19 protein-coding genes and 1 tRNA gene are annotated in these 25,915 nt (G+C 56.8%); 9 read left to right on the plus strand and 11 right to left on the minus strand.

Features of this window, described 5'->3' with window-relative positions:
- Position 1: 1 nt before the first annotated feature.
- The 3 genes from BSZ35_RS01680 to BSZ35_RS01690 all read left to right on the plus strand — a co-directional run bounded on the left by BSZ35_RS01680 (position 2) and on the right by BSZ35_RS01690 (position 3,551).
- Positions 2–1,222, plus strand: a complete 1,221-nt coding sequence (locus BSZ35_RS01680; protein ID WP_105010831.1) for a hypothetical protein — start codon at positions 2–4, stop codon at positions 1,220–1,222.
- A 194-nt stretch (positions 1,223–1,416) separates the two neighbouring features.
- A complete protein-coding gene (locus BSZ35_RS01685; RefSeq protein ID WP_181149133.1) occupies positions 1,417–2,310 on the plus strand; it encodes a site-specific integrase in 894 nt (297 codons plus the stop codon).
- A 152-nt stretch (positions 2,311–2,462) separates the two neighbouring features.
- Positions 2,463–3,551 (plus strand): tyrosine-type recombinase/integrase, encoded by a 1,089-nt coding sequence (locus tag BSZ35_RS01690; protein WP_105010833.1) that lies wholly within the window; start codon positions 2,463–2,465, stop codon positions 3,549–3,551.
- 7 nt (positions 3,552–3,558) lie between these two features.
- Here BSZ35_RS01690 and BSZ35_RS01695 read toward each other — a convergent pair whose 3' ends face one another.
- Genes BSZ35_RS01695 through ribA form a run of 4 tightly spaced genes read right to left on the minus strand, consistent with a single transcriptional unit; the run spans position 3,559 to position 7,320 of the window.
- A complete protein-coding gene (locus tag BSZ35_RS01695; protein ID WP_105010834.1) occupies positions 3,559–4,479 on the minus strand; it encodes a class I SAM-dependent methyltransferase in 921 nt (306 codons plus the stop codon).
- Entirely contained in the window at positions 4,472–4,861 is a 390-nt protein-coding gene (locus BSZ35_RS01700) for a 6-carboxytetrahydropterin synthase (protein ID WP_105010835.1), read from the minus strand. Before BSZ35_RS01700 ends, BSZ35_RS01695 begins: the two co-directional genes overlap by 8 nt.
- 6 nt (positions 4,862–4,867) lie before the next feature.
- Complete coding sequence (locus BSZ35_RS01705) at positions 4,868–5,920, minus strand: zinc-binding alcohol dehydrogenase (RefSeq protein ID WP_105010836.1); 1,053 nt, start codon at positions 5,918–5,920, stop codon at positions 4,868–4,870.
- 47 nt (positions 5,921–5,967) lie between these two features.
- A complete protein-coding gene (ribA, locus tag BSZ35_RS01710) occupies positions 5,968–7,320 on the minus strand; it encodes a GTP cyclohydrolase II (RefSeq protein WP_105010837.1) in 1,353 nt (450 codons plus the stop codon).
- A gap of 282 nt (positions 7,321–7,602) precedes the next feature.
- Between ribA and BSZ35_RS01715 the strand changes: the two genes are divergently transcribed.
- The 3 genes from BSZ35_RS01715 to BSZ35_RS01725 are packed head-to-tail and all read left to right on the plus strand — an operon-like array spanning position 7,603 to position 10,586.
- Complete coding sequence (locus BSZ35_RS01715; RefSeq protein ID WP_105010838.1) at positions 7,603–8,472, plus strand: bifunctional hydroxymethylpyrimidine kinase/phosphomethylpyrimidine kinase; 870 nt, start codon at positions 7,603–7,605, stop codon at positions 8,470–8,472.
- Positions 8,473–8,531: 59 nt separating this feature from the next.
- A complete protein-coding gene (locus BSZ35_RS01720) occupies positions 8,532–9,569 on the plus strand; it encodes a LacI family DNA-binding transcriptional regulator (protein ID WP_105010839.1) in 1,038 nt (345 codons plus the stop codon).
- Positions 9,570–9,614: 45 nt separating this feature from the next.
- Positions 9,615–10,586, plus strand: a complete 972-nt coding sequence (locus BSZ35_RS01725) for a phosphoribosylaminoimidazolesuccinocarboxamide synthase (RefSeq protein WP_105010840.1) — start codon at positions 9,615–9,617, stop codon at positions 10,584–10,586.
- 63 nt (positions 10,587–10,649) lie between these two features.
- On the opposite strand, the gene BSZ35_RS01730 is transcribed toward BSZ35_RS01725, so the two are convergent.
- From BSZ35_RS01730 to BSZ35_RS01740, 3 genes are all read right to left on the minus strand, one after another.
- The gene (locus BSZ35_RS01730) at positions 10,650–11,492 is read right to left on the minus strand and encodes a nitrilase-related carbon-nitrogen hydrolase (RefSeq protein WP_105010841.1); all 843 of its coding nucleotides are present in this window, start codon (positions 11,490–11,492) and stop codon (positions 10,650–10,652) included.
- A gap of 78 nt (positions 11,493–11,570) precedes the next feature.
- The gene (locus BSZ35_RS01735) at positions 11,571–12,062 is read right to left on the minus strand and encodes a redoxin domain-containing protein (protein ID WP_105010842.1); all 492 of its coding nucleotides are present in this window, start codon (positions 12,060–12,062) and stop codon (positions 11,571–11,573) included.
- A 51-nt stretch (positions 12,063–12,113) separates the two neighbouring features.
- Complete coding sequence (locus BSZ35_RS01740; RefSeq protein ID WP_105010843.1) at positions 12,114–13,349, minus strand: ABC transporter permease; 1,236 nt, start codon at positions 13,347–13,349, stop codon at positions 12,114–12,116.
- Between the two features lie 357 nt (positions 13,350–13,706).
- Here BSZ35_RS01740 and pruA point away from each other — a divergent pair, with 357 nt between their 5' ends.
- Together pruA and BSZ35_RS01755 are read left to right on the plus strand one after the other, a co-directional pair.
- On the plus strand, positions 13,707–15,395 hold the full coding sequence (pruA, locus tag BSZ35_RS01745; RefSeq protein ID WP_105010844.1) for an L-glutamate gamma-semialdehyde dehydrogenase: 1,689 nt from the start codon (positions 13,707–13,709) through the stop codon (positions 15,393–15,395).
- Between the two features lie 627 nt (positions 15,396–16,022).
- Positions 16,023–16,955: a GntR family transcriptional regulator gene (locus BSZ35_RS01755; RefSeq protein ID WP_105010846.1), complete on the plus strand. Its 933-nt coding sequence runs from the start codon at positions 16,023–16,025 to the stop codon at positions 16,953–16,955.
- Positions 16,956–16,987: 32 nt separating this feature from the next.
- Here BSZ35_RS01755 and BSZ35_RS01760 read toward each other — a convergent pair whose 3' ends face one another.
- The 4 genes from BSZ35_RS01760 to BSZ35_RS01775 form a co-directional block, all read right to left on the minus strand.
- Positions 16,988–19,690 carry an HDIG domain-containing metalloprotein gene (locus BSZ35_RS01760; protein WP_105010847.1) on the minus strand — a complete coding sequence of 901 codons (2,703 nt, stop codon included), beginning with the start codon at positions 19,688–19,690 and terminating at the stop codon, positions 16,988–16,990.
- A gap of 146 nt (positions 19,691–19,836) precedes the next feature.
- Entirely contained in the window at positions 19,837–21,960 is a 2,124-nt protein-coding gene (gene ligA, locus BSZ35_RS01765; RefSeq protein WP_105013677.1) for an NAD-dependent DNA ligase LigA, read from the minus strand.
- 12 nt (positions 21,961–21,972) lie between these two features.
- Positions 21,973–23,427: a helix-turn-helix transcriptional regulator gene (locus tag BSZ35_RS01770; RefSeq protein WP_105010848.1), complete on the minus strand. Its 1,455-nt coding sequence runs from the start codon at positions 23,425–23,427 to the stop codon at positions 21,973–21,975.
- A gap of 204 nt (positions 23,428–23,631) precedes the next feature.
- Positions 23,632–23,708, minus strand: a tRNA-Pro gene (locus BSZ35_RS01775).
- A 205-nt stretch (positions 23,709–23,913) separates the two neighbouring features.
- On the opposite strand from BSZ35_RS01775, the gene BSZ35_RS01780 reads away from it, so the two are divergent.
- The gene (locus tag BSZ35_RS01780) at positions 23,914–25,893 is read left to right on the plus strand and encodes a hypothetical protein (protein WP_146109969.1); all 1,980 of its coding nucleotides are present in this window, start codon (positions 23,914–23,916) and stop codon (positions 25,891–25,893) included.
- The last annotated feature ends 22 nt before the right edge of the window (positions 25,894–25,915 follow it).

The raw sequence follows: 25,915 nt of genomic DNA on the forward strand, positions 1-25,915 counted from the left end.
TATGGATCTCTTCAATCGTGATGAACTGCGACGCCTCGCGGAGTTGCAGGACGACGTTTGCATTTCTCTGTATCTGCCGACGTACCGCAACGAGTCGGACTGGTCGCAGAACACGACTCGACTGAAGAATTTGCTCGGGGAAGCCCGAGACCAGCTCCGCAATCAGGACTACCGAGAGGACCTGATCGACGAGATCCTCGCGGATGCACGGCAGCTCCTCGATCGTCCCGGGTTTTGGCGACAAAGTATTGGGGACGGGCTCGCAGTCTTCATCACGCCGGAGACGACCGAGCGCTTCCGACTACCGCTCTCGTTTGATGAAATTGCTATTGTCGGCGACCGATTTCATCTAAAACCGCTGTTTCCCCTCATCGCAGCAAACAATCGATTTTACCTGCTCGGCCTCAGCCAGAACGATGTCCGGCTGTATCAGGGCACGCACCAGTCGATCAGCGAGATTCGGCGGTCAGAAATTCCCTCTAACATCGTCGAAGCAATTCGGCAGTACGAGGAGTCGGAGCAGCAGATTCAGTCGCACGTTCAGAACCGTGCATCCGAACCCGATGGACAACGGATGGATGCGGCCTTTCATGGGCACGGGGGGGGAGACGCTGACGACATGAGTGCAGAACCGCAGGATGAATTGAAGCGATTCTTTCGCGAGGTAGACGAAAGTGTCAGTGACTACATCAGTGGGGAGGAGGTGCCACTTGTGTTGGCCGGCGTATCAGAATACTTGCCGCTATACCGAGAGGTGAACAGCTATTCGCACCTTATTGAGGACGACCTTGTGTCCGGCAACCCGGAGTCTCTTGATGTTCAAGAGCTCCACGGCAAAGCATGGTCCATTGTGGAGCCGGTCTTCCAGGAGCAGGAACGTGACGAGCTGGAGCGATTTGAGCAGCTCTACTACCAGAATGAGGACATGGCCTCCGACGACTTCCACGAAATCATTCCGGGGTGTGCCTACAGCCGTGTGGACACGCTCTTCGTGCCCGTGGGAGAATACCGGTGGGGCCGGTTCGATGCAGACACCAATACCGTAGAGGTCCACGAATCCCAGCAGCCGGGTGATGGGGACTTGCTCAATTATGCGGCTGTCTCTGCGTACCTAAATGGTGCAACCGTGCACGCACTCAACCCAGAGAATATGCCGGGAGGACGGAGCATTGCCGCCACGTTTCGGTATCGTGCGGACGTCTCTGCTGCTGAAAGTGGCTGAGCTTCGGGTCCTAAAACAGTCGACAATCCGGCCTCCTCTGTGTACAAACAGGGGAGGCTTTTTTTGGAGCAAGGTATACCAACCAATTCTCTATTCATGATAAAACACGTTATCGTAGTTCAAGTGACTTGACCAGGATGGTCGTATCTGTTTTATTGATAAAAGAGGTTATCAATAGATAGATGGTGCGCGCCATGCCCACTCTCAGCAATTTTTTGAGTGAGTTCGACTCCAAGCATACGCGACGAGCCTATCGAACGGATCTCCATCGGTTTTTGCGGGAAATGGAGATGGAGGCCGATGCGGCCGATTTCGCGCAGATCGACACCAAAGAGATTGAGGCGTTTCTTGGCACACTTAAGGAGGAGGGCTTGTCAACCTCGACAATTCGGCGACGAATGGCGGCCGTGCGTCGCTTTTTCGACTGGCTCGTCTCGATGGGGCATTTGTCTAATAACCCGTGTCGGGCGGCCTCCCTGACTGTATCAGCGTCCGAGGAGAAGGCACAGTCGCCCGCTGTTCTGACAAAAGAGGATCTCCGCGCGCTTCAACGCGCTGCGGACGACAATACACGGACTGGGACGCGCGATCGAGCGCTCGTTCTGCTGATTGTGTACGGGGCCCTTCGCCGAAGCGAGGTTGCCTCGCTTCACCTGGAGGATGTCCGACCGTTAGGTCGACACTGGGTCATCGATTTGCCTCGACGAGGCCAAGTGCCGGGAGGCTACATCAAAATTCCGGAGCGAGGAGCCGAGGCTGTACAGGATCTGGTTGAGGTCTACGGCGAAGAAACCGGTCCTCTCTGGCGATCCTTCAGCAATCGAAATTGGGGAGAACAGATGAGCCCGGATGCGTTGTACAAACGGGTTCGACAGTTAGGCAAAAAGGCAAACCTCGAGAACGTGGACATCCAGACGCTTCGCCGCTCCGCGTTACATTTAGCGTCGGATGCAGGAGCATCTCTCGAACAAATTCGCGACCATGCCCGACTCCAACGCGGGACGTCAGCGGTAGCGTATACTGGTGACACCTCGGAAGCCTCTCGACTACAGTCAACCGCAGTGGACTTCCTGGAAATAGATGTTTAGACACACAACCTGGTTCCTCTATCCGGCGTCTTGGCGACGAAACAAAATAAACGTTTTGTTTCGTTCTCTCTTAGAGACTGCTTGCTCGTTATGGTCGTCCACGCACACGGCCTCCGTCTCTCTTTTCCGTCTTCTTTACGTGAATCCTCGTCATGCCTGACCCTGATTCCCAAAATACGAAGGTGCCCACCTCGCCGGGGTCCACTGACAAAATCACTACGACGGAAGATGCTCATCGCGACCCTGAGCGTCTTCCATACAATGCTCCGGACGATGGGCAAAGTGCGATTACGTCCGACCAAACCCTCGTGCGCCGATGGCTTGCCGAAAAAAGTTCGGGCACGCAGGAAGAGTATGCGCGCGACCTTGAGCGATTCGTAGACTTTGTCGACCTGCCACTTCGGTACGTCACGCTCGGCCATCTCCAGGAGTACCGGGAGCATCTTGCAGATCAGGGATATGCTCCCTCCACCCAAAAACGAAAGCTTTCGTCAATCAAGAGCATCTTTACGTTTGGTACGAAGCTCCGATATTTTGCTCATAACGTAGGAGCTGCTCTTTCGACTCCGCAGGCTCGAGAAAAACGGGCAGAGCGAATCCTCTCCGAGGCGGACCTGTGGGCGATCCTTCGTGATGAGAAAGACCTTCGCAATCACGTTCTGCTTCGGCTGTTTTACGCGTCTGGCGGACGCGTTTCGGATGTTGTAGATCTTCGATGGCGGGATTTAAAGGATCGCCCCGATCTGGAAGGCCCAGATGGACGCCCGGGTGGACAAATCACATTTTACGGCAAGGGCGACAAAACACGATCCGTGACCTTGTACAGTAAGGTATGGGCACTCATCGTGCGGCTTCACGAAGAAGAGTCCGAAGATGGGTATGGAGCGGCCGACGATCCCGTCTTTCGCTCTCAAAAAGGTGGAGGGCTTTCTCGAACACAGATCTGGCGAATTGTGAAGAAGGCAGCGACCCGTGCCAGCGTGAAACTGACAGAAAAGACGCGTTCGGACGGCGTCGTCAAGCGGGATGAAGACGGGAATCCAATTATGACCTCTCAGGTGTCTCCCCACTGGTTTCGGCATGCTCACGCCTCGCATGCTCTCCAGAAGGGTGCGGATCTGGAACTAGTACGTGAGACCCTTGGACATGAGAGCATCGAGACCACCAAAACCTATCTCCACGCTCACCCCGGCAAGTCGTCCTCCTATTATGTGGACGATGCTCCAGACTATGATGGGTAAGATCGACTCACTTCTTCTTTGCTAATACATCCATTTGGTGAGCGATATATATGAGCTCACGATGATCGATTTGCTGACGCCGGGTCTCGATCCAGCGTCGAAAATCATTCGAATCGATTTCTGAATGACCAGATAGCTCTTCTTCAATAAAGTGTATAATATGATGCAAAAAATAAGCCTCTTCACTTGGGTATGCGTTGCCTCGTGGAAACACGACCCAGTCCGAAGATCCGGCCGATAGCACCTCATTATCCATTTGGCGGAGAGTTGTAAGCAGTCGACGACCCGTATAGGCGCGAGGTCCTTCCTCGCTGCTGTCGGGCGTCATGCTATTATGGTAGAGTCGCTCGATTTTCTCGTCGAGTTGGGGGGAAACCACAGGTTCAAATCCGGTGACTCCATCGAAGTGAATTGGCAAATACCAGAGCCCCCTGGGTGTCAGTAGTGGACGAAGAGACGACAATATATTCGACAAGTCAAAAAGGTCGAGGACAGCTTGAGCAATGACGACATCGAATAAGGCTATCTTAGAATCCTCTGCGTACCTGTAGATGTCGTCTTTGACGAGCGTGAGTCGGACGTCGAAGTGTGCATCAGACAGGCGAACCCCATCCTCCGTCGAGGAGATCTGGTATCCCTGCTCCCGCCCCCACTTGGATACGTTTTGACGGGTCGCTTGGATATTGTCCTGTTCCCGATCGACAAGCGTGTATCGGAGAGAATGGAACCTAGTCTCGTCGAGCGCCTCAACGACCCGCTCAAAGGTGGCCCCGACGCCCCCTCCCACCTCCAAAATTCGGAGCGATGAAGAATCATCAGGAAGAGCCTCCAAAAAGTCGGTCCAGACCTGGCGATTTAACGCCCGGGCGTCAATGGACCGCTTTGCATTGAGGTATCGAGGATATGAATACGAGTCAGGTTCAATCACTGTGGACTCCTTCGGTGGAATACGATGCCCAGGCTTCCTCATCCTCCCAAATCCGAACCGTGATTCCGGTTGTTGCGTCGAGAGACAAGCGGTCCTGGAGCGAGATACAAACGATTCGAGAGAAGTGTTCGATGCTGGGATTTCGGCCCTCAAACTCTGGGAGATCATTCAGGGTCGAATCTCGATAACGGGCAACGATCTGGTCCAGGGCCTCCTCCACGTCAACAATATCAACAAGATATCCATGGTCATTTAGCTCTTTTCCTTTTAGAAGAACTTCGACCCCAAAATGATGGGAATGCCACTCATTCTCAGGGCCGCAATCAGGAACCGTGAGGTAGTGTTGCGCGACAAAGTCGCGATGTACACGGAGGGTATACATAATGTGCTATTTATACCGAAAAACAGGCTGTAATATTTTTTGCTCTTTCATATCCAGTCGGCGATATATTGATGGGGCCTCTTCCACTGGACGTGATTCTGTGACGAGATCTCCGGGCTGAAGAGAGGCCAGAACATTCAAAACAACAGACATGCGGCGACTCTTTGTCCACCGTCCCTGATAGTTGGGATCTACGGTACTGACCTGGCTAGACTTCAACTGGATGCGCGAGCGATGAAATCGGCCGCCGAGTTGAAGTGAAGCGTCTTTTTTTCCATACCAGGACCCGATGACGACCCGGCCATCGAAGCCTGTGACTGAGATTGCGTCATCTAGTACGGAAGGGGTCCCCGTGAGCTCATAGACGAGATCGGCCCCTTCGAAGTCGTTGTTTTCAATCTGCGAGGCACTCGCGGAGACGTTAAGCACATCAAGCAAGAGATCCCAGTCCTCCGCTGGATCAAACGAGCGGTCTGCCCCCCACTCCGCTGACAAGCGACGACGGGCCGAGAGGGGCTCGATTGTGTAGCATGCAACTGGATGACGGCTCAAAAGAGCTGTTGTGAGAAGTCCTACTACGCCTTGTCCAAAAACAGCAACTCGTTCTCCCATCATGGGACGGCCGTCCATCACGAGGTTAACGGCCGTTTCAACATTCGGAATCATGGCTCCGTCCGCTACCGACACCTCTTCTGGTAGAGGGATGAGTTGCGCCGGCGTCGTAATGAAATGTGATGTATGCGGCTGGAAAGCAAACACACGCTGGCCCGTCCACCGATGAGCAACTCCCGTCCCACACTTTTCCACCCGTCCAACGGCCGAGTAGCCGTAGGTGAGCGGGAATTCCAAGTCTCCAGAAAGTGAGTCAATCTCCGTATCGGCTTGCAGAGTAGAAGGAGCATCCCCCTGATAAAGTAGACGTTCAGTCCCCGGACTCACGGCCGTCATCAGGGTGCGAACGCGCACTTCCCCGGCGCCCGGATCGGGAACCGAATCTGACACGACCTCAACCGTGCGTGGGGCCTGGAACGTAACCGTGCGGCGACTGCCCTCACTCATAACGCATACACCAAACTACAGAGGAGATCAACGACTCCCATTACGGCTTATTCGGGCCACACCGGCATGCCCTCAAGCACAAGATCCTTTCCCAACCATCGGTACCGAACGTGGTCAAGCTCCGGAAACGAAGAGGCCTCCGCGTCGTCAGTGTCGGAAGCGAGAGTCGAAAGTGCCCTCTGACCGCCCACAAACATTGGCGCGACAGTCAAGATAAGATGGTCGACCATCTGTTGGCGCATGAAGCTGGAGATCACCTCTGTCCCCCCTTCAACCATAACACTCTCCACGCCCCGTTCAGCAAGATCTTCCATGAGTGGATCGAGACAAATCCCCCGGGGATCACACGAGAGACGAACCACAGTCGCTCCCTCCGCTTCGAGAGCGTGCTTACGGTCATCCGGTGCTTTGTCATTGGTGGCTATGATCGGCTTTGGGCCCTCCCGGGAAAGCAGACGCGCATCCGTTGGGAATCGCAACTGCGAGTCGAGTACAACTGGGGTCGGATGCTTCCCAGACGAGTGCCGAACATTCAAACGAGGATCATCGGACAGAACCGTGCCGATACCGACCAGAATTGCGTCGTGTGTCGCGCGGAGTTGGTGCGTGAACGACATCGACTCGGATCCGCTAATCGCCAAGGGGGATCCGTCGTCCGTAGCAATTGACCCATCCAGACTCTGGGCGTATGTAAGCGTGACGAAGGGGCGACCCGTCGTTTGAAAGTGCTCCGTCGCCCGTTGCTGTAGGGCCTGCACGTCCGTTCCATGTGCGTTATCCCGCTTGCCGTCGTGGAGCGGACCGAGTTCCAGAAGATGCCGCATTCGGTCCACCTTCGTCTGGAGGTACTCGGTGTTATGTTGATTCAGATGCGGCTGCAGGGGAACGCGATCGGAGACGTCAATTCCATGTGCCTCAAGGCTCTCAATCTTTTCCGGGTTATTGGTCAAGAGTCGAATCGACGGGATTTCGAGATCCTGGAGAATGTGGGCACCGATCGAATAATCGCGCTCATCGGCCCCATGGCCCAGCAATCGATTGGCCTCGACCGTGTCGTATCCTTCATCTTGAAGGTCGTATGCCCGAAGCTTATTAAGAAGTCCGATGCCCCGTCCCTCCTGGCGGAGGTATAAAAGCACCCCGCCTCCCTCCTCCGCAATGCGTCGCATCGACGCATTCAGTTGTTCGCCGCAGTCACAGCGGAGAGATCCCAGCACGTCTCCTGTGAAGCACTCAGAATGGACGCGGACGAGAACATTCTCTTGTCCTTCGACCTCCCCATAAATGAGCGCGAGGTGATCTTTATCGTCGGCACTGTTTTCGTACAGTGACAGCGTAAATTCCCCATCGATGGTGGGAATCCGGGTGCTCGTCAACCGGTGAACAGACAACGTTTCCATGAGGGGACGGCCGTGTGCTTGAGAACCGTAACGTCTCCCACAATTTTGGGGGACTGAAGGGACAGCGCTCAATGTGAGAACACTGTTGCTTGTTTCTACTGGGCGTGCCCCAGAAGGGTTTGTTTCTGAACCGTCCATTTTCGAGTTTAGAGAAAGCAATAACAGCATCCTGGAGGGTCATAGCACTGCGGCGATCTCCAAACGGGAAAACGTTTCGCCCCCCCCAAGGGTATAGCTGTTCTCCGGTTGTTTTCTTTCCCAGTGGATTTTGAATACCATAGAATGAGCTTCCACCCCATCGTTGTCGGAGCGCTCTACCCTGGTATCACTCGTGGGTTGAGTGCAGATCTTCTCGTCTCACAAGCGCTTGGCGGTCAGGGGCTTCCGGTATGCACGGCACACGTCGTGGCTGGCCGAGGTGTCGTGACCGACGTACTGAATGTGCCGACGGATACGGTCTCTGCACAGCTCGAGCATCTTGCCAATACAGAATCGCCAACCGCCGCGAAAGTCGGGATTGTGGGTGATGCCCCGACGGTTGAGACTACCTTTGATCATTTGGAAACGCTAGACGGTCCGGTGCTTCTTGATCTCACCCTGAGCGGGCCGAGTGGGGAAGACGTTCTCGGGCAGCGGGGATTGGAAGCCCTCGTCAACCATCTCCACGCCCCGGATCTCGTTACGCTTCGAAAGACCGATGCATCGCTCGTCGCAGGAATGGAAATTCCCAGTCTCGACGACGCTCAGGTGGCTGTCCAACGTATTGCCCAGCAGGGTGCCGACCGCGTCCTCCTGCGGTGTGGTCAGCTCTCCACACACCACTTCGACACGAAGTCGGAGCCGCCCGAATACGCTGTTGACTTATACTATGATGGCGACGATATTGCTCTATTCGAAGCCCCGTTTCTGGATCATTTGGGTTCGCTCCACGGCGCCTCAAGTGGATTGACCCTCTCCCTGCTTCAAATGCTTCAGGAGAAGACCTCGTTGTCCGAGGCGCTTCAGAAAGCAAAGGGACAAGTAACGGAAGCGCTTCGAGCGGCTCAGGATGTAGACGAGCCGTCCCAGCCCCAAGCCTTCTTTGATGCATTTCATCCGCACTACGAACTGCCGACGCCGAAGACGGATGAGGATGAGGCGGTGAACTCCTGAATCGATTTGCCTCCTTCCTTCCCCGTACGCGCGATTCTTTCAGACTTGCATCCATTCCTATGCCCCAAGACGAGCGGGATCAGGATAAGACCACAATTTACGATGTAGCCGAGCACGCCGGGGTCGCAATTTCGACCGTGTCTCGAGTGCTTAACAACTCTCAGGATGTCTCGGATGCAACCCGAGAGAAGGTGATGAAAGCCATCCGAGAACTTCAGTTTCGCCCGAACCGAACAGCCAAATCTCTCGCCCAGCGGGCGACGCGCACCATTGCCGTGGCGGTCCCAACGTTCACCACCCCCTTTCACAACGAGTTTCTGAAGGGCGTTCGGGACCGGTTGGATGATGCCGATATCGACCTGCTTCTTTGCGATCTGGATTGGGAGGCCCCACGGGCAACGCTGTTGAATTTCCTCGAACGAGGAGCAATGGATGGGCTGATTGTCGCAGGCCTTCCCATCAACGAGGAAACGGCCGAGGATCTCCTTACGCTCGGTGCCCCAGTGGTTCTGATTGGAAGCTCGTGGCCTCCGCTCGACTCCTTCTACTGGGACGAAGAGCCCGGGGCTCGCCTCGCGGTGAATCACCTGATCGAGCAGGGACATACGCGGATCGGGATGATTACAACCCCTCATGATAACCGCCTTCGGAATGCTCGTGTGAATGGATACAAGCAGGCCCTCGAACAGGCTGGCATCGAGTACGATGAACGTCTCGTCGTGCACGGACAAACCCGAAAACACGACGGGTTTAGTGAAGAGTCTGGGTACGAAGCTATGACAGAACTGCTTTCCCTCGACGAGCCGGTGACGGCCGTCTTTGCGAGCAGCGACGTCCAGGCCATTGGGGCCTGGCAGGCAATCCGCAAGGCGGGCTACGAAGTGCCCGACGACTTCAGCCTCGTAGGATATGATGACATCAAGGTGAGCCGCTTTATTGGCCTCACCAGCGTTGCGCAAAACATGCACTATGTCGGGGAACGTGCGACCGACGTTCTGCTGAACCGCCTGGACAACACCGGCTCCGACGAACCGGTTTCCGAACTGGTCGAACCAGAACTGAAGGTTCGAAAATCGAGCCAACGCCCCGACGACTAATTCTCGTCTCTCTTGCACCGCTGTTTTTGACTGACTGCCTTCCTCATGGACCGCGACCTCATTCGTCAGCAACTCGACCATACCCTCACCGCCACCCATTTCGACGACTTAGGAACCCGATACCAGGGCAAAGTTCGGGACACCTATCGCCAGGACGACCGGTTGATTCTGGTTACGAGTGATCGAATTTCGGCCTTCGATCACATTCTCGCCCAAACAATCCCTTTTAAGGGCCAAGTGCTGAATCAAACGGCGGCCTACTTCTTCGATGCAACCGACGACCTCGTGCCGAACCACGTGATCGAGGTTCCGGATCCAAACGTGACAATTGCCCGGGCGTGTGAACCGATTCCGATCGAGTTCGTGGTGCGCGGATACCTTGAGGGACACGCCTGGCGCGAATACGATAGCGGGGCCCGGTCGCTCTGTGGCCAGTCCCTTCCGGATGGGCTTCAGCAGAGCGAAAAACTTCCCTCTCCCATTGTGACACCGACCACCAAGGCGGAAGAGGGCCACGATCAGGATGTGACCCGAGAAGAGGCCATTGCGAGCACCGACGTTTCTGCGGCTGAATACGACCAGTTGGAAGAGTGGGCCCTCGCCTTGTTTGATCGAGGAAGCGAAATGGCCGCGGAGCAGGGGCTGCTTCTCGTAGATACCAAGTACGAGTTTGGGCGTGCTTCCGACGGCTCCTTTGTCTTAATTGACGAGGTACATACACCCGATTCCTCGCGCTACTACTACAAGGACGGGTACGAGGACCGCCTCGAAGACGGCATTCCTCAACAGCAGCTTTCCAAGGAGTTTGTACGAGAGTGGCTCATGGATCACGACTTTCAGGGACGCGAGGGCGAAGAGATGCCCGACCTTCCCGATGCGTTCCGCGTCAAGGTTGCGGAGCGATACATTGAACTGTACGAGACCGTGACCGGACTCACGTTCAAGCCGGACCCCCATGAGGATCCCGAGCGTCGCATCCACGAAGCTCTCGGAGCGTACGTTCAGTCGGCGGAATAGCCCTCTTTTTGCCGCTTTCCTTCTTCAAGAAAAGCGCCGTGAAAGCAACGGCGCTTTTTTATTTTAATGGGTTGTGCGTCGCTCCGGCCCGGATGCAGTTTGCTCCGTGACGTACGTTTCCGGTCGACGATCCCCAAGAGTATCGTTGTAACGGTTAATGTCGCGGCTGCGCGCCTCATGCGGATCAAACGATTCGATTGCGATCTCCACCTCGTCACGAGGGCCACGGTGCAGAATATCGCCCGTGGGGGCACAGATTTCGCTCATCCCGATAAAGGTCAACGACTCCGTCTCATTCGTCTCCGTCCCGAATCGATTGGCCGTGATGGTGTAGACGTGATTCTCACGGGCTCGTACCGGCATAGAATCCGGGCAATGAGGCAGGACTAGATTGGACGGGTGAGCGATCACATCTGCCCCTTGCAGGGCTAAGCTCCGCGCAGCCTCTGGAAAGTACCAGTCGAAGCACACCATCATGCCTAGCATGTAGGACGTCCCATCTCGGGTGGATGCCTCGAAGACAGGGAAGCCGAGATTGCCAGGCTCAAATCGCTCTGTTTCCTCGTAAAAGAGATGGACCTTTCGGTACGTTTCCGTGGATCCATCCGGCCGAACGAGTACAGCACTGTTGTAGAACACCTCCCCATCCCGCTCGGCAAGCCCCGCTACGAGTGTAGTACCGGTTGCAGAGGCCCATTCTCGTAGAGCCTGGGTCGTCGTCCCATCTGGAATCGGCTCCGCTACCTCCTGCAAATGTGCCTGAGACTGAAAAAAGTACCCCGACGTGAAAAGCTCCGGCAACACGAGAAGGTCCGCGTCGAGAGTAGATATGTGATCAGCGACGGCATCACGGTTCTCAGTGGGCCGAAGATACTGGGGGGCAAACTGAAGGTATCCTGCCTTCATGACTGACTGTGGTATTACGAGGAGATTGCAATAACAGAAATAAAATAGGAGAGTGCTCGGACACGCAGAGCCCCTCCCTTATAGGCCTTCTATTACGGCAAGGATCTGATCAAAATCCGGCTGCTTTCCGGCATTCTCAAGGACTTCCTGGTAACGTAACACTCCCTCCCCGTCCACAACGAACGCTGCACGCTTCGAAATGCGATCGAGGTTCATCGGAGTAAAGTTGGAGTCGTACTTTGCCCCGTACATCTCACTCACCATCGCATTGTGATCACTCAAAAGCGGAAAGTCGAACGCCTCCACCGAACGGAACTCGTCAAGCACAAACGGTGAGTCCGTAGAGATGCCCACGACCGTTGTCTCCCCAAACTGATCGAGGCCATTGTTTACCCTGTTGAGTTCGGTCGTACAGACGCTAGTGAAGGCCCCCGGAAAAAAGAGCAGTACGACCGGGTGCCCGCGATGCTCCGAAAGCTGCCACCGCTCACCGTCGTGCGTAAAGAGTTCAAAATCCGGTGCCGTACGTCCCACCTCTACCGGAACGGGATCATCGGGAACTGGGCTCATCGTAATAGTCAGGTCGTTCGAAAGAACGAGAGAGAAATCGTATGAATCCGATTACTGGAATCGGATGGCGCGGACCGGTTCCACCTGAGCAGCCACTCGAGCGGGAATGTACGCCGCCACCCCACAGAGGATCAACGTAAGCGTACCCACAATCAGGTAGTCCATGGGATTCAACTCGATGGGAGCAGTTGTCATGTAGTACGCCTCGGCCGGAAGCGGAATCAACTCAAATCGCAACTGAATGTAGCCGAGTGTGAGGGCCAGAGCCGACCCGATGAGCGTCCCCACTCCGCCGATCAGCACGCCGAAGGAAAGAAACAACCGCTTCAGGGTCCGCCCCGACGTGCCTAAGCTTTGGAGAACTCCGATCTCACGGGTCTTCTCGAGAATAAGCATGAGCAGCGTGCCGACGATATTGAACGCCGCTACGAGCACGATGACTCCAATCACCAGCGGGATGATACTCTGCTGAAGATCCACCCAGGCAAAGAGGGATGAGTAGGGCTGAATCTGATGGATGGTGCGTGCCGTAGCGGGAAATCCGGCCCGCCGTTCAATTTGTGCAGCTACGGAGTCGACCGTTGAGAAATCCCGCACCGTTACGTCGAAGCGACTCACGCCCCCCTTCGGCATGCCCACAAGACGACGCGCAGTTCCTAGATCCGTGAAAACAAAATGGTCGTCGATGTTTGATAGCGAAGTTTCATAAAGGCCGGCCACGACGAACTGCTTCACCCGAGGCCGGCGGAGCTGTACCCCCCCGCCGTTCTGGCCCTCATTCCGCAATGAAAACGCCGTCACAACCTGCCCCAAATCAAGCCCGAGCCGATTGGCAAGTGCAGCCCCCACCACGAGCGGCGGGTGCTCATGCGTTCCCTGCTCCAACTCAAACGTCCCGCGCTTCACGTGCTCCCGGAGATATGACGGCGGAGCGTCGGTCCCCAAGAGCCGAACCCCATCAATAGACTTTGCTGACTGTCGGAGCAGGACGATGCCTTCCACCATGGGCGCTGCACGGGTCACGCCTTCAGTGGACAATAGAGTATCTTGAAGCGCTCCTGCCTCTGTTAGTGGACGATCTCGAAAGTAGCTCTGCACCTGAACGTGCGCTCCAAACCCGATAATTTTCTCGGTAATCTCTTGGCTGAAACCGCGCACGATGGAGAGGGAAAGCAGTAGGGCGGCCACTCCAAGCGCGACCCCGCCAATGGCTACGTAGGTCACAAAGCGCAGAAAGCTCCGTCCTTCAGCTCGTCCCTCTGCCCCACGCAGATACCGGAGAGCCATGAAATGTTCAAAGCGCACACTCAAGACAGCAAATCAATTATCAGAACAAGGCGATCGCATCCCCCGAAAGGATTCCATGGGTTGTACATTTTCGGGACAACCTGTATGAGTGCCCCAACGGGTGTACGGTACCTGAGTTGCGGACCCCGTCGTGGGGATCGACCGAGGCCCGGAAGCGTTTCCGAACATGGACAAACACCGGTCCGTATCGAAAATAGCGTTACTGATCCGTATCGATCTCCATCCTCCCTGTTCTAGGGAAGAATGCAGTTTTGAATTCAGTGGGCCTCACGAAGGGCCCAGGTAACGCTTGTCTTCGATGCATCGTCGAACAGCACGTCTATTCCCGTACCGACTATGAAGAATGCCATTGCGAGTGTACCGACGCCCCAAAACGAACCGACGCTGTCGTATGCCCCCGGCTCCGAGGAGCGCCGCTCCGTAAAAGCGCGCCTGCAAGAAATGCGCAACGACACCGTTGAAGTTCCAGCCTTCATTGGCGGGGAGGCCGTCCATACCAACGAGACAAGTCGTATTTCTCCCCCACACGACCATCAGCACACCCTGGGACACGTGCACCAATCTGGGGGCGACGAGGTCGATCGTGCAATTGATGCGGCCCTCGAAGCGAAAGCCGAATGGGCCGGAATGGACTTTTCGGATCGGGCCGCGATTTTCCTTCGCGCCGCCGACCTGATTGCCGGTCCGTACCGGGATACGCTCAACGCGGCCACTATGCTCGGGCAGGGCAAAAGTATCCACCAGGCCGAGATCGATGCCGCCTGCGAGTTGATTGATTTCCTGCGCTTCAACGTCCACTTCGCAGAGCAAATCTACCGCCGTCAGCCGAACAGCTCGGAGGGCGTGTGGAATCAATTGCAGTATCGTCCGCTGGAAGGCTTTGTTCTCGCCGTTACCCCCTTCAACTTCACCGCCATTCAGGCGAACCTCCCGACGGCCCCGGCTCTGATGGGGAACACGGTGCTCTGGAAGCCGGCCTCCCGCTCGGTCTACTCTGCATACTATACCTACAAAATTCTGGAAGAAGCCGGACTGCCGCCGGGCGTCATTAACATGCTTCCCGCCGATGAGGGAAGTGCGGTAGGCACCCCCGCCTTGGAGTCTGAACACTTTAGTGGCCTTCACTTCACAGGCTCCCAGAAAACGTTCAATCACCTTTGGTCAACAATCGGGGAGAATCTGGGACGATACCGGACGTACCCCACGATTGTAGGAGAAACCGGCGGCAAAGACTTCATTGTCGCACACCCCTCCGCTGACGTCTCGCAACTGTCGACCGCAATTGTTCGAGGAGCCTACGAGTATCAGGGTCAGAAATGCTCTGCCTCGTCCCGGCTCTACGTTCCCCGCTCTCTTTGGCCAGAGGTGCGCGATGAAGTCGGTACACACCTGGACGACATCAGCATGGGACCACCGGAGGACTTCACCAACTTCGTCAATGCTGTTATCGACCAGCGGGCATACGACAAGATTGTTGGCTACATCGAAGACGCCCGAGAAGACGAGAATGCTGAGATTGTGTTCGGGGGCAACTACGACGACTCGACCGGCTACTTCATCGAGCCCACACTCATCCGAGCGCTCGACCCGAAGCAAACGACCATGAAGGAGGAAATCTTCGGACCGGTCACCACCGTGTACGTTTACCCCGACGAGGAGTACGCCTCCACCCTTTCCCTCGTCGACGAGACCTCGCCGTACGGCCTCACCGGATCGATCTTCGCCTCCAACCGAACCGCAATCAAACTCGCAAGCGATGTCCTCGAACAGGCTGCCGGCAACTTCTATATCAACGACAAGCCGACTGGCGCCGTAGTGGGGCAGCAGCCCTTTGGTGGCGCACGACGCTCCGGCACGAACGACAAGGCCGGCTCCATCTTCAATCTGGAGCGCTGGGTCTCCCCCCGGGCGATAAAGGAAAACCTCAATCCGCCCACCAATTATGAGTACGAGTGGAATCAGCCGGACGCAGCTGACGAACCGGCGATTCGCACCGAGGCTGGAGACGGATCAATCGCCTCCTAACTGTTCATCGGGGGGAATTCCCCCGTGCATTCTGCTGCTGAGCCTTTTTGCTGTGCACACTGTCTTTCAGAGCATTCACCATCCGGAAGACACCCCCAGCAGCCTAGTGTATGCCCGCGCCCTGGTTGCCCCAATTGGGGCCTGCACAACGCCCGTAATGATTGGGGCCGCTGCTACTGCCCTTCAGGGGCAACCGGTGTGGGCATACTTGGTCTGGGGCTTTCCTGCGGCGCTCCTCGTCGCGTCCGTTTGGACCCAGTTTGCGTTGTCCACGACGGCCGCCGAGGTGCATCTAAAACCAGGACAATGTGCCATTCGAAGTGTCCAGGAGGTCCTACGGGACGCACCACCTGAATTCCATCCTCTGTTCAACGTTCGGACGACGCCCTCGCGCATTGAAATTGCCTTGGGATGGGATACACAAATCTGTGCACGCTCAGACTGGCCGGAATATGGGAAACTCCGCGACGCTGCACAGCACGCTGTTGATAGTCATTCCGACCCTGTGGATACTACTCCTGGTTGAGGTGTTTGGTGTTTTAATTTGCTAACTTGCAATAACGGAAACAGACCGGCACTTCACAGTTTCCGCTCTTTTCTTTCGGTCAGGCGACCCCACTCCTGCCAATGCCTCGTATTGAATTGGACTCTACGTCAAAACGGCCTGTTCGCGAACAGTTGATCGAGCAGCTGCGCTACCTCATCGCTACAGGCCACTACCAGGTAAACGACACTCTTCCGTCCACTCGGACCTTGGGGGATCAGCTTGATATCTCCTTCCATACCGTCCGAAAAGCCTACCAGGAGCTGGAAGAAGAAGGTCTCCTCGAAGCGAAAGTCGGAAGCGGATACACCGTCCAGGAACGAACGCCCCTCGCGAAGAGCGAACGCATCGAACGCGGCGCAAAAGTCGTGAATGAGACGCTCCAAACGCTGGTGGGACTGGGCCTGAGTGAAGCAGAGATCGAGGCCCTTTTCCAGGAACAAGCCAATCTGCTGGATCACAGTAATTTAGAGCGCAAGCTCGTGGTGGTGGGCCCTCATCCGGAGCTGAATGCCATGTATGCTGAGCAGCTCCGTTCGGCTCTGCAGCAGTCCGTACGTCCCATCTCCCTCTCACAGCTAGAGCGACACCAAGACGCAGATTACGCCTTTGCTCCGTACCCGTTCTTATCAGAAGTGCTCCGAAATCTACCGCGGGGAGACACCCTGGGATTCGTCACACACGTGCCGTCTCGTGTACTGGAGCGAACGGCCCGTCTCTTGGACCGGGAAGCACTGGGGCTCGTGACCCGATACCGTGACACCATTCCTCCTCTTTCTGAAGAGCTCCGAACCGACACTGCGTATGGGGGCCAGGTGATTGCCGCCTCCATCGAAGAAGGTGTCGAACATCTCCCCAACGTAATAGAACAGACGGACCTTCTACTGTACACGCCCGAAAGCAAGCGACGCCTGCTTCCGTTCCTCGGAGACAATGAAGACCTGGATGCCGTCGAGCTCGAGATGATCGTCAGTTCGGACTCGATAGACGCAATTGGCGAGTCGGTCCCTGCATAGAGGCGAGAGAATACAGCGACAGAACGGCCGTATCAGGATTGGTTCTCGGTCGCAGACGACTCGTCCTCCTCTTCTGCTCGGGCCTGTGCATCTTCCTTGGGCTCCTCGGTCTGCTCAGGGTCGGACCCCCCCTGTCCATTCCCCACCGCAGACGGCGACATGTCGTGCGTAATCGTCCCCTCCGTCGCCTCCGCGTGCTCGGCACGGTAGTGGGGAGACGCTTCGGCCAATTCGGGCCGGGGCTCACGGGGATCGCGAAGGCCCGGCGTTCGATCAAGATTCTCAGTCTCGGGCTCTTCTTCCTCTCCCCAGGGTCCGTCTTCTACCTCCACCGATACCCCGTCGTACGGTTCTTCCCCGACCACGGAGACAACGGTTGGGGACTCTTCCTCTTCCTGTTCGTCCTCCTGATCGGGATACTTGACCCGCACGTGATAAATCCCGAGCAGCATCTTCAGGAAGGTATCCTTTATCTGACGAAGGTCCCGGAAGGTCAGATCCGTATTGTCGAGTTGCCCGTCCTCGATCCGCTCCTGGAAGATAAGATCGATGAGCGATTTCAGGCGGTTGTGCGTCGGGTCATCGAGACTCCGGCTCGCAGCCTCTACCGAGTCGGCTAGCATGAGAATTCCGGTTTCCTTCGAATCCGGCTTCGGACCCGGATATCGGAACTCCGACTCCAACACTGGGGAGTCGTTCTCGTCTGCATTTCCAACCGCCTTTCGGTAAAAGTATTCAATCCGGGCCGTCCCGTGGTGCATCGGAATGAATTTTAGCACGCGCTCCGGAAGATTGTACTCTTTCCCCATCTCAAGCCCCTCTTTAACGTGGCTCGCGATGATGAGCGCGCTCATGCGCGGCTTCAGCCGATCGTGGGGGTTAACGCCGGCACGCTGATTTTCCACGAAGTACTCCGCCTTCTGCTTTTTGCCGATGTCATGGTAGAGGGCTCCTACCCGTGTGAGCAACGTGTGGGCTCCAATCCGATCGGCAGCCGCTTCCGCCAAGTTGGCCACCTGGAGGGAGTGGTTAAAGGATCCGGGTGCCCGCAAACTCAGATCTTTTAGGAGCGTGTTGTTCGTATCCGAAAGCTCCAGGAGCGTCAGGTCCGTCGTGATGTCGAACGTTCGCTCCAGCGCCCAGAGGAAGAGTGAGGCCGTAATGGTGAACGAGGACCCAATGGCCGCAAAAATAAGCTCACGGCCGTACAACATACTGGGCGTTCCCAGGTACAGCCAACTCGCTGTTAGAACCAGCAGGTACCCAAAAAAGACCAGTCCGGCACTCACAAAGAACTGCCCGCGATTCTTGATGTCCCGTACACTAAAGATGCCGAATGCCCCGGCAAAGAAGCTGGCAAGCGTATACTCCAGGTCCAAGCCCAGCATTTGTCCCCCGGTGAAGGCAAGAACCAGAGTCCCGAATAGCCCAATGCGTGAATTGAAAACAATGGTCAGGAGAACCGACGCCAGTGCGACCGGAACCGCATAGAGATTCACCCAAGACACACGCACCCCCACCCCGAAGAGAACGACAATGAACCCCAGGAGCAAGGTAATCAGGATCATGTCCCGATCCTCGCGCCAGATGTCAAGGCGAAGCAAGTAGAGATAAAAGAAGAAGAAGCAGAAGCCCAGCAGAGCAAACAAGCCCTCCCCGAGGATCTGCTTCCACACAATGGCCGAAGCCATACGCTCATTTCGAACCCGTTCCAGGGAGGTGAGCTGGCGCTTAATTTCGGCCGTGACACGTCCTCCCTTTTGAACAATCACCTCTCCCTTTTCCACACCGCCTTGAATTGACGTAACATTGCGGGCCCGACGGTTGCGCTCTTGCAGCGTCTCGGCGCGCATGTACTGCAAGGAGGGCTGGAAAATGCCCCGAAAAAAGGAAAACGCAATGTCCGCGTATGCCGGATTGTCCTGGAAGGTCTCCTGAAGCTGCTTCTCGACGTACTCGTACGCCTCATTCAACCCGTAGACGTTGTCCTTGTCGACCGATCGCTGAATTCGTTCTTCTTGGTTGCGGACGATAATAACATCCGTGGAGACCGAATCGCGAGAGCGGTCCATCACCCCAACATTGAGAAGCTGTGTGGCAAGCTGAAAGGCCTCTCCCAACAGCTCGTCATCAAGGGCTTGGTCGGAAGCCCCCGTATCGGCTCGCGATCCTTCACTCAAGCCCTGTACTCTCCTCACGTGCTGTTGGGTAAGCGTTTCCCACTGGTTGGGGGGGAGAGCCACGACCGCATTGCGGCGATACTGCACGTATCGGGCTGAATCTTCCCGGGCCGCCGCGATCTCCCCCTGTGATCGGTGGTAGCGGGCACTGGCATACGCATCGAGGATGCGGTCGAGCTGCCGTTCCAGAACGTCCCGATTCTCGACGACTTTCTGTCGCGCATTGCTCAGCTCTCGAAAGTACGGGGGCGTATTTTGCCGCACTGTGTCCCGCTTTGCCTCCACCCGCTCCTGATCCACATAGACCGGAAAGTCGAACGGGGCCTCCAGCGTCGACTGGCGCCACGTATCTCCCACCTGTACAGTGTACTCGTAGACCTCGCCCCGGGGAAAGGCCGCCGCCGTAATCCCGATAAGAAAGAGAAGCAACCCCGCCCGAAGGGCCCAAAATTGCCACCGAGAGGAGTCCTCTCCCGAACGACCGCTAGTCTCGAGCTCGTGGCCCACAGGCTGTGCAGTGCGACGGCCCCAGCCAAGTTGGTCAAAAAGTCCCATAGCGTGGAATCACTCAGTCAAAGCGGTACAGCAGAGAATTGACCTCTCAGTTCGTAAAAGGGTGAATGCCGGCCCCCATCAAGAGGATCCTCCGGCCGAAATGATCCAACGAGAATGGGGACAGGGACGGCCCGCTGCTGCACCGATCATAATCCGTCGGTCAAGAGACGGTCAAAGGTGTCCGGACGCTCAACTTCGATGACCTGAGTGCCCTGCTCTTCCGCTTCCTGAAGCTTCGAACCCGGATTGGCCCCGACGAGGAGCAGGTCGGTATTGCCGCTTACACTCGACGTCACATTCGCGCCTGCGCGCTCGAGCGCGTCGGAGGCCTCCGCCCGGCTTCGCTCCGGAAGAGAGCCGGTGATAACAACTGTCACTCCCGCCAGCGGAAGGTCCTGTGACTCCTCGGCGGGCGCCTCGTGAGATTGGCGCTGTACATTCACGCCCTCCGATTCAAGATCAGCAACCAGGTCTCGATTCTCCGGAACCGCAAACCAGTCGACGATGCTCTCAGCAATCGTCGGACCGATCCCATCGATCGCCCCCAACTCCTCCGCGGTGGTGTCGGCAAGCTCATGAATCGAAGACACGTGCTTCACTACCGTTTCTGCCACGGTTTTTCCGACGTGCTGAATGCCGAGAGCAAACAACAAACGACTCAGTGGTCGATCCTTCGAGGCCTCAATGGCCGTCAGCAAATTGTGGGCACTCTTTTCGGCGAACCCTTCAAGCGGAAGCAGATCCTCTTCTCGAAGCCGATAGATATCGGCCAGGGTCTCAATGAGACCGAGGTCTACGAGACGATAGGAAAGCTTCTCACCGAGACCCTCAATGTCCATCGCGTCCCGCTGGACGAAGTGCTCAACCAGGCGCTTAAACTGGGCGGGGCACTCACTATTCGGACAGAAGTGATCCGCCTCATCCGGCAGCCGAACGAGGGGCGTCCCACACGCCGGACACTCATCCGGAAAGGTCCAGGGCTCCTCTTCCCCCGTTCGTGCGTCTGGCACAGTTCGAACCACCTGCGGGATGACGTCTCCTGCCCGTTTTACCACCACGGTATCCCCAACACGGATGTCACGGTCGACAATGTAATCTTCGTTGTGGAGCGTGGCCTGCGACACCGTCACTCCGCCGATCTCAACGGGCTCCAGTACAGCCTCAGGATTGACAGCACCGGTACGCCCCACGTTCACCTCGATGTCCGTGAGCGTAGTGGTCGCCTCACGAGCCGGAAACTTGTACGCCACCGCCCAGCGAGGCGCATCGGCGATCGTTCCAAGCTCGTCGCGGTACTCGTGGCGATCGATTTTCACCACCACTCCATCCACCTCATAGTCCAACGAGTCGCGGCGTTCCACCCACCCTTCACAGAAGTCGAGAAGCGCCTCAAAGTCCTCAAATCGCTTCGTGTGCTCCTCCAATGGAATCCCGAGCCCATTCAGAAGCTGAAGCACATCGTCGTGCGTAGGAGGAGCTCCGCCACTCACAGGCCCAACGGCAAATGCAAAAAAGCTAAGAGGGCGCTGAGCAACGACCTGCGGGTCAAGTTGGCGAAGCGTTCCGGCCGCGGCGTTCCTCGGATTCGCAAAAGGCTGCTTTCCCTCGTCGACTAGCCGCTCGTTGAGAGCATCAAACTCACTCTTCCGCATAAAAACCTCCCCTCGTATTTCGATCTCATCGGGGGGGGACTGCCCATTGCTGGCCCCTACCGGTATGCGGAGGGGGATGCGGTGAATGGTCCGGACGTTGTGCGTTACATTCTCGCCGACGGTTCCATTTCCCCGCGTGGCCGCGATTTCCAGCTGTCCATTCTTATAGGTGAGCGCCATCGCCACCCCATCGATCTTCAGTTCAGCGACAACTGCCGGCTCGACCGCCCCAAACGCATCCGCCAATCCGCGCTTACATCGGTCGTACCACTCGCGAAGTTCGGTCCGATCGAAAGCATTGGAAAGAGACAGGAGCGGCTCCGGGTGCTCGTGCTTTTCAAAATCATCAATGGGCTCTCCCCCCACCCGCTGCGTTGGCGAATCGGCCGTCTTTAGCTCCGGGAAGGCTTCTTCTAGCTCCTGTAGACGCCGATACAACTGATCGTACTCTGAATCGGCGATAACGGGGTCGTCCTCTACGTAATATCGGTGATCGTGCTGCCGGACAATCGAACGCAGACGATCAACGAGGGAACGTGCTCCTTCAAGCGAAAGCGCATCGGGCTCCAATCCACTGAGGGCGACCTGGAGTTCACGGGTATCCTCGACCAGACTCATGAACAAAGGGCGTTATTCTGCAGGAGCGCCGACAGGAATCGTATCCGGTACAGCCGAAAGAGACGGAGGAGCGCCTCTGAGGGTGTCAGCAAACGCTTCCGCCTGTGATCGGGTGATTTCGATGCCTCCCGTCGTGTCGTTGGGCATCGGGTACGGATAGCCCTCCAGAAACAAATCGATGTCATCCAGTTCGTTCTGGAGGGTCACTTGACGTTCGAAGGGGAAAACATTGGCCTCTCCATCTTCAATCCAATAGGGGCGCCGCAGGTCGTCGTCTCGCTGGACTCGGAGATTGCTTACATTTGCGGTAGCTCGCACCGTGAGATGAAGCGTCTCTCCAAGTGTAAGATTGGCCGGAGGCGGACGCTCGGGCTGCGTCGCAGCTGTATCGGGAGCAGAAGCGGCCGCTTCGGTCGTGTCCTCGTTCGCTGGAGACGTCGACTCGGGCACCGGTTCCTCCGAAGAGAAAAACAGAAACGCAAGTCCGACCAGCACGACAGCAACTATGGCGATCCCAGCCGCCGCCAGATACATCTCCCGTTCCTGATGCCCCGAGAACGGATTCCAGGACGCAGACCCTGAGGACCGCTGCTGTCTCGACGGACGGACCTCTTGAGAACGAGCCCCCGTCGTTCCTTCCTCCTCTGACGAACTGCCTAGGGGTGTAGGTTCGCCTATAACTCCTCCCTCTCCCATGCCTGCCGAAGGGGCCTCGACATCCGGCTCGGCAGCCGAATCCTGCTGGGGAAACGACGGAGACGGCGCGTCCTCATCCGACCCCTCATCTTCAAGCCAGGATGGATTATCACCGTCAGCATCCGACCGGCGCTCTTCATCTGTGTCAGTGCCGTCATCCACCGTGGAGGAAGACGACGGAGACGGAGAATGCTCAGGCTGCGATGGCTCTTGATCATTGTCGGGGTCCGGGTCCGCCTCCTCGACATCCACCTCCGCTTCGGATTCCTCTCCCTCCTCAGCAGACGCAGCCTCAGCGTCCGATGCCTCTGAGTCGTCATCCCCTACTGCTCGCGGGGGACCAACAATTCCGCCGCGCCCGTCAGGTCCACCGGCCGACGGTACATTCGAAAACTCCTCCGTCTCTTCGGACTCGTCCGGACTGGCTCCGGAGTCGGCTTCGCGCTGAGGGCCCTCGTCGGATGCTCGCGGACGGCGTATAAACTCCTCTGCGAGCCGGCCGTCGTACGTTCCGTCCAAGGCGTCTTTCAAGCCGTCCAGTGCCTGCTGAACGGAAATGTCAACTGCTTCGGCATACGCCTTCACGAAGGACCGCAGATACACGCGGTTGTAGCTCTCGTGGTCGTAGAGGTGTCCCTTCTCGAACGACTCGATCAACGTACGAGCGATGCGCGTTTTGCTATGCACCTCGTCGATGGAGATGTCGCGCTCTTCACGGATTTGCCGTAGATCCTTAGAAAAGCGCTTCGCGGCGGTGGGCTCATCAACCATATCAGCTCCGGCTGGAAATGGAGCGAAGAACTCTCAAGTGGACAGTCCTCCCTCAGGACCAAGTATACACCGGCACGCTCCGCAAAGCAACCGGGGCGAACGCTTCAGTGCTTCCAGGAGCGAAGGGATGCTTCCCTACTCCAAAGCGAAGGCCGCTCCGATCCAAACAGGACGGATGAAGCGGCCGAGACCAATAGAACCAAATGGTCGGGACAGCCGGATTCGAACCGGCGACCTCCGCTCCCCCAGAGCGGTGCGCTACCGAACTGCGCCATGTCCCGAAAGCACCCGTCTGTAATGAGGCAGATGACGGCAGGTTCTCCGTCTTCCCTCATTCAATCGGATCAGATCTATGACTTCTCGACGAATCCAATATCATTGGGACCTAGACACTACACAAATTATTCATCTCCACAGAAATAGTCTCGTATTCTTTTCGCAAGTTCTCTCTCGTCAACTCTACCTTCCGTAACTTCGGGATGACTTATGCGCACCTCGGTGCTTCTTCTCTTGGCAACCTTCATGCCCACTGCCTTTTCTCCCGTTGCGGCCCAACCCACAGACTCGTCTCCCTTTACGCCAAGTGCCGTCTGGTCCTCCCCCACCCAGTCGAGTGACTCCTACCGCACCGGCAACGGACATCCGGGGCCCAATTACTGGCAAAACCACGTTGAATATAGTATTGAAGCCCGCCTCGACACCACTGCCCACAGGATCCGAGGGTCAGTCCAGTACACCTATACGAATAACAGTCCCACACCACTTCAGTCCATCTGGTTGCTTACGGGCGGCTCCTCCCCATCTTCGTTGGTTGACTCCTCGAAGGTCTCGTCTTCCAGTGCGAGTGCGCCAATCCAAATCAGCGACGTATCCGTCGATGGAGCGCAGAACTCCGCAACCACAGTTTCTACGGACACTCGCACGCAGATACGTTTTCGCTCGCCCGTTGCCCCTCGCGGGGGAACGGTCACATTTACCCTTCAATACCACGTCCCCATCTCGCTAGAGGGAAAGCTTCCTACTCGGATGTACGCCCCAAGCGGGGTCCTGTACGAGATCGGCCACTGGTACCCTAGAGTGGCCGTCTACAGTGAGCAGCACGGCTGGGCCGAAGTGCCCGCTCGTCGTTCCCTCAAGGCACTGTCGGAGTACGGATCTTACGACTACTCTCTCACCGTACCGGCAAACTTGATCGTTGCCGGCTCAGGAACGCTCATGAACTCAGACTCCGTGCTCACCTCCGATCAACGTCGGCGGTTAATGCGGGCTCGTGATAGCCACCGGAAGGTCGCGATCATCACCCCGGACCAGACAGGACATCCGGACACCCGCCCTCAGCAAAGTGGGCTCCTGACATGGTCCTACCAGATGAATGGGGTGCGGGACGTGGCGTGGGCCGCCTCGCCGGCCTTCATCTGGAATGCCACACGCATCAATCGAAAGGAAAAGCGAGATGGACTCGCAATGTCGTTCTATCCCCGCTCTTCGATGGGAGGGCAGGCCTGGAACCGATCTACCTACCATATCCAGAAAGGAGTGGAGTTTCTTTCTGACCGTCTCATGACGTACCCCTGGAATACAATGGTAAACGTGGCCGGTCCGGTCAGCCTTCGGTCCTTTCCCGGACTCTCATTTTGCTCACGATCGGCGGCCGGGTATCGCTTATTTGCCTGTACAATCCAGAACCTGAGCCAAAACTGGTTCTCAGTCATGGCCAGCGCCAACGAAGAGCGGCATCCCTGGATGAACAAGGGACTGCGGACTGCCCTGAGCGTACTTGCGCATCGCACTCTGTACGAAGGAGAGTTTTCCCCCAAGCAAGATGCCGCTTTTGCTCCGAAGGGAAACGCACCCGCAGAGGGACTACTTCCACTCATGACGGCGCCGGACGCGTCCTCCATTACAACTCCACCTGCCCTTCAGGATCAGCAGTGGCGTTCCACATTGACATCTTACAAGCCTGCGTACGGTCTACTTCTCCTCCGCGAGTACATCCTCTCCCCCAACCGCTTCGATTATGCCCTTCGCCAATACGTCCAGCGTTGGGCCTACCGTCAGCCCACGCCCGAGGACTTTTTTCATGCGATCAACGACGCCACCGGAACGGATTTGTCTTGGTTTTGGACGGGCTGGTTTCGGCACTCCTGGGCCGTTGACCAGGCGATAACGAACGTTTCATACGTGAACGACACCCCGAGCGACGGCGCCGTCGTCACGTTCGAACTGAAGCGAAAACTCCCCATGCCGGTCGAGGCCACGATTACCGAATCAGACGGCGACACCCACCATCTCCGCCTTCCTGTTGAGGTCTGGCAACAGGGGGCAACGTACACAGCCCGTCTCACGACGGATAGCCGTCTTCGAACAATCCAGCTGGACCCCAACGGTCAACTACCGGACGTCAATCCCCGCAACGACACGTGGTCGTCCCAGCACTCCCCCGACAGAGCAAATCGCACACCCTGATCGGTGTCTTTCATCTGGGGAA

The organism is Salinibacter sp. 10B (assembly GCF_002954405.1).
In the GTDB taxonomy this organism is placed as follows: domain Bacteria; phylum Bacteroidota; class Rhodothermia; order Rhodothermales; family Salinibacteraceae; genus Salinibacter.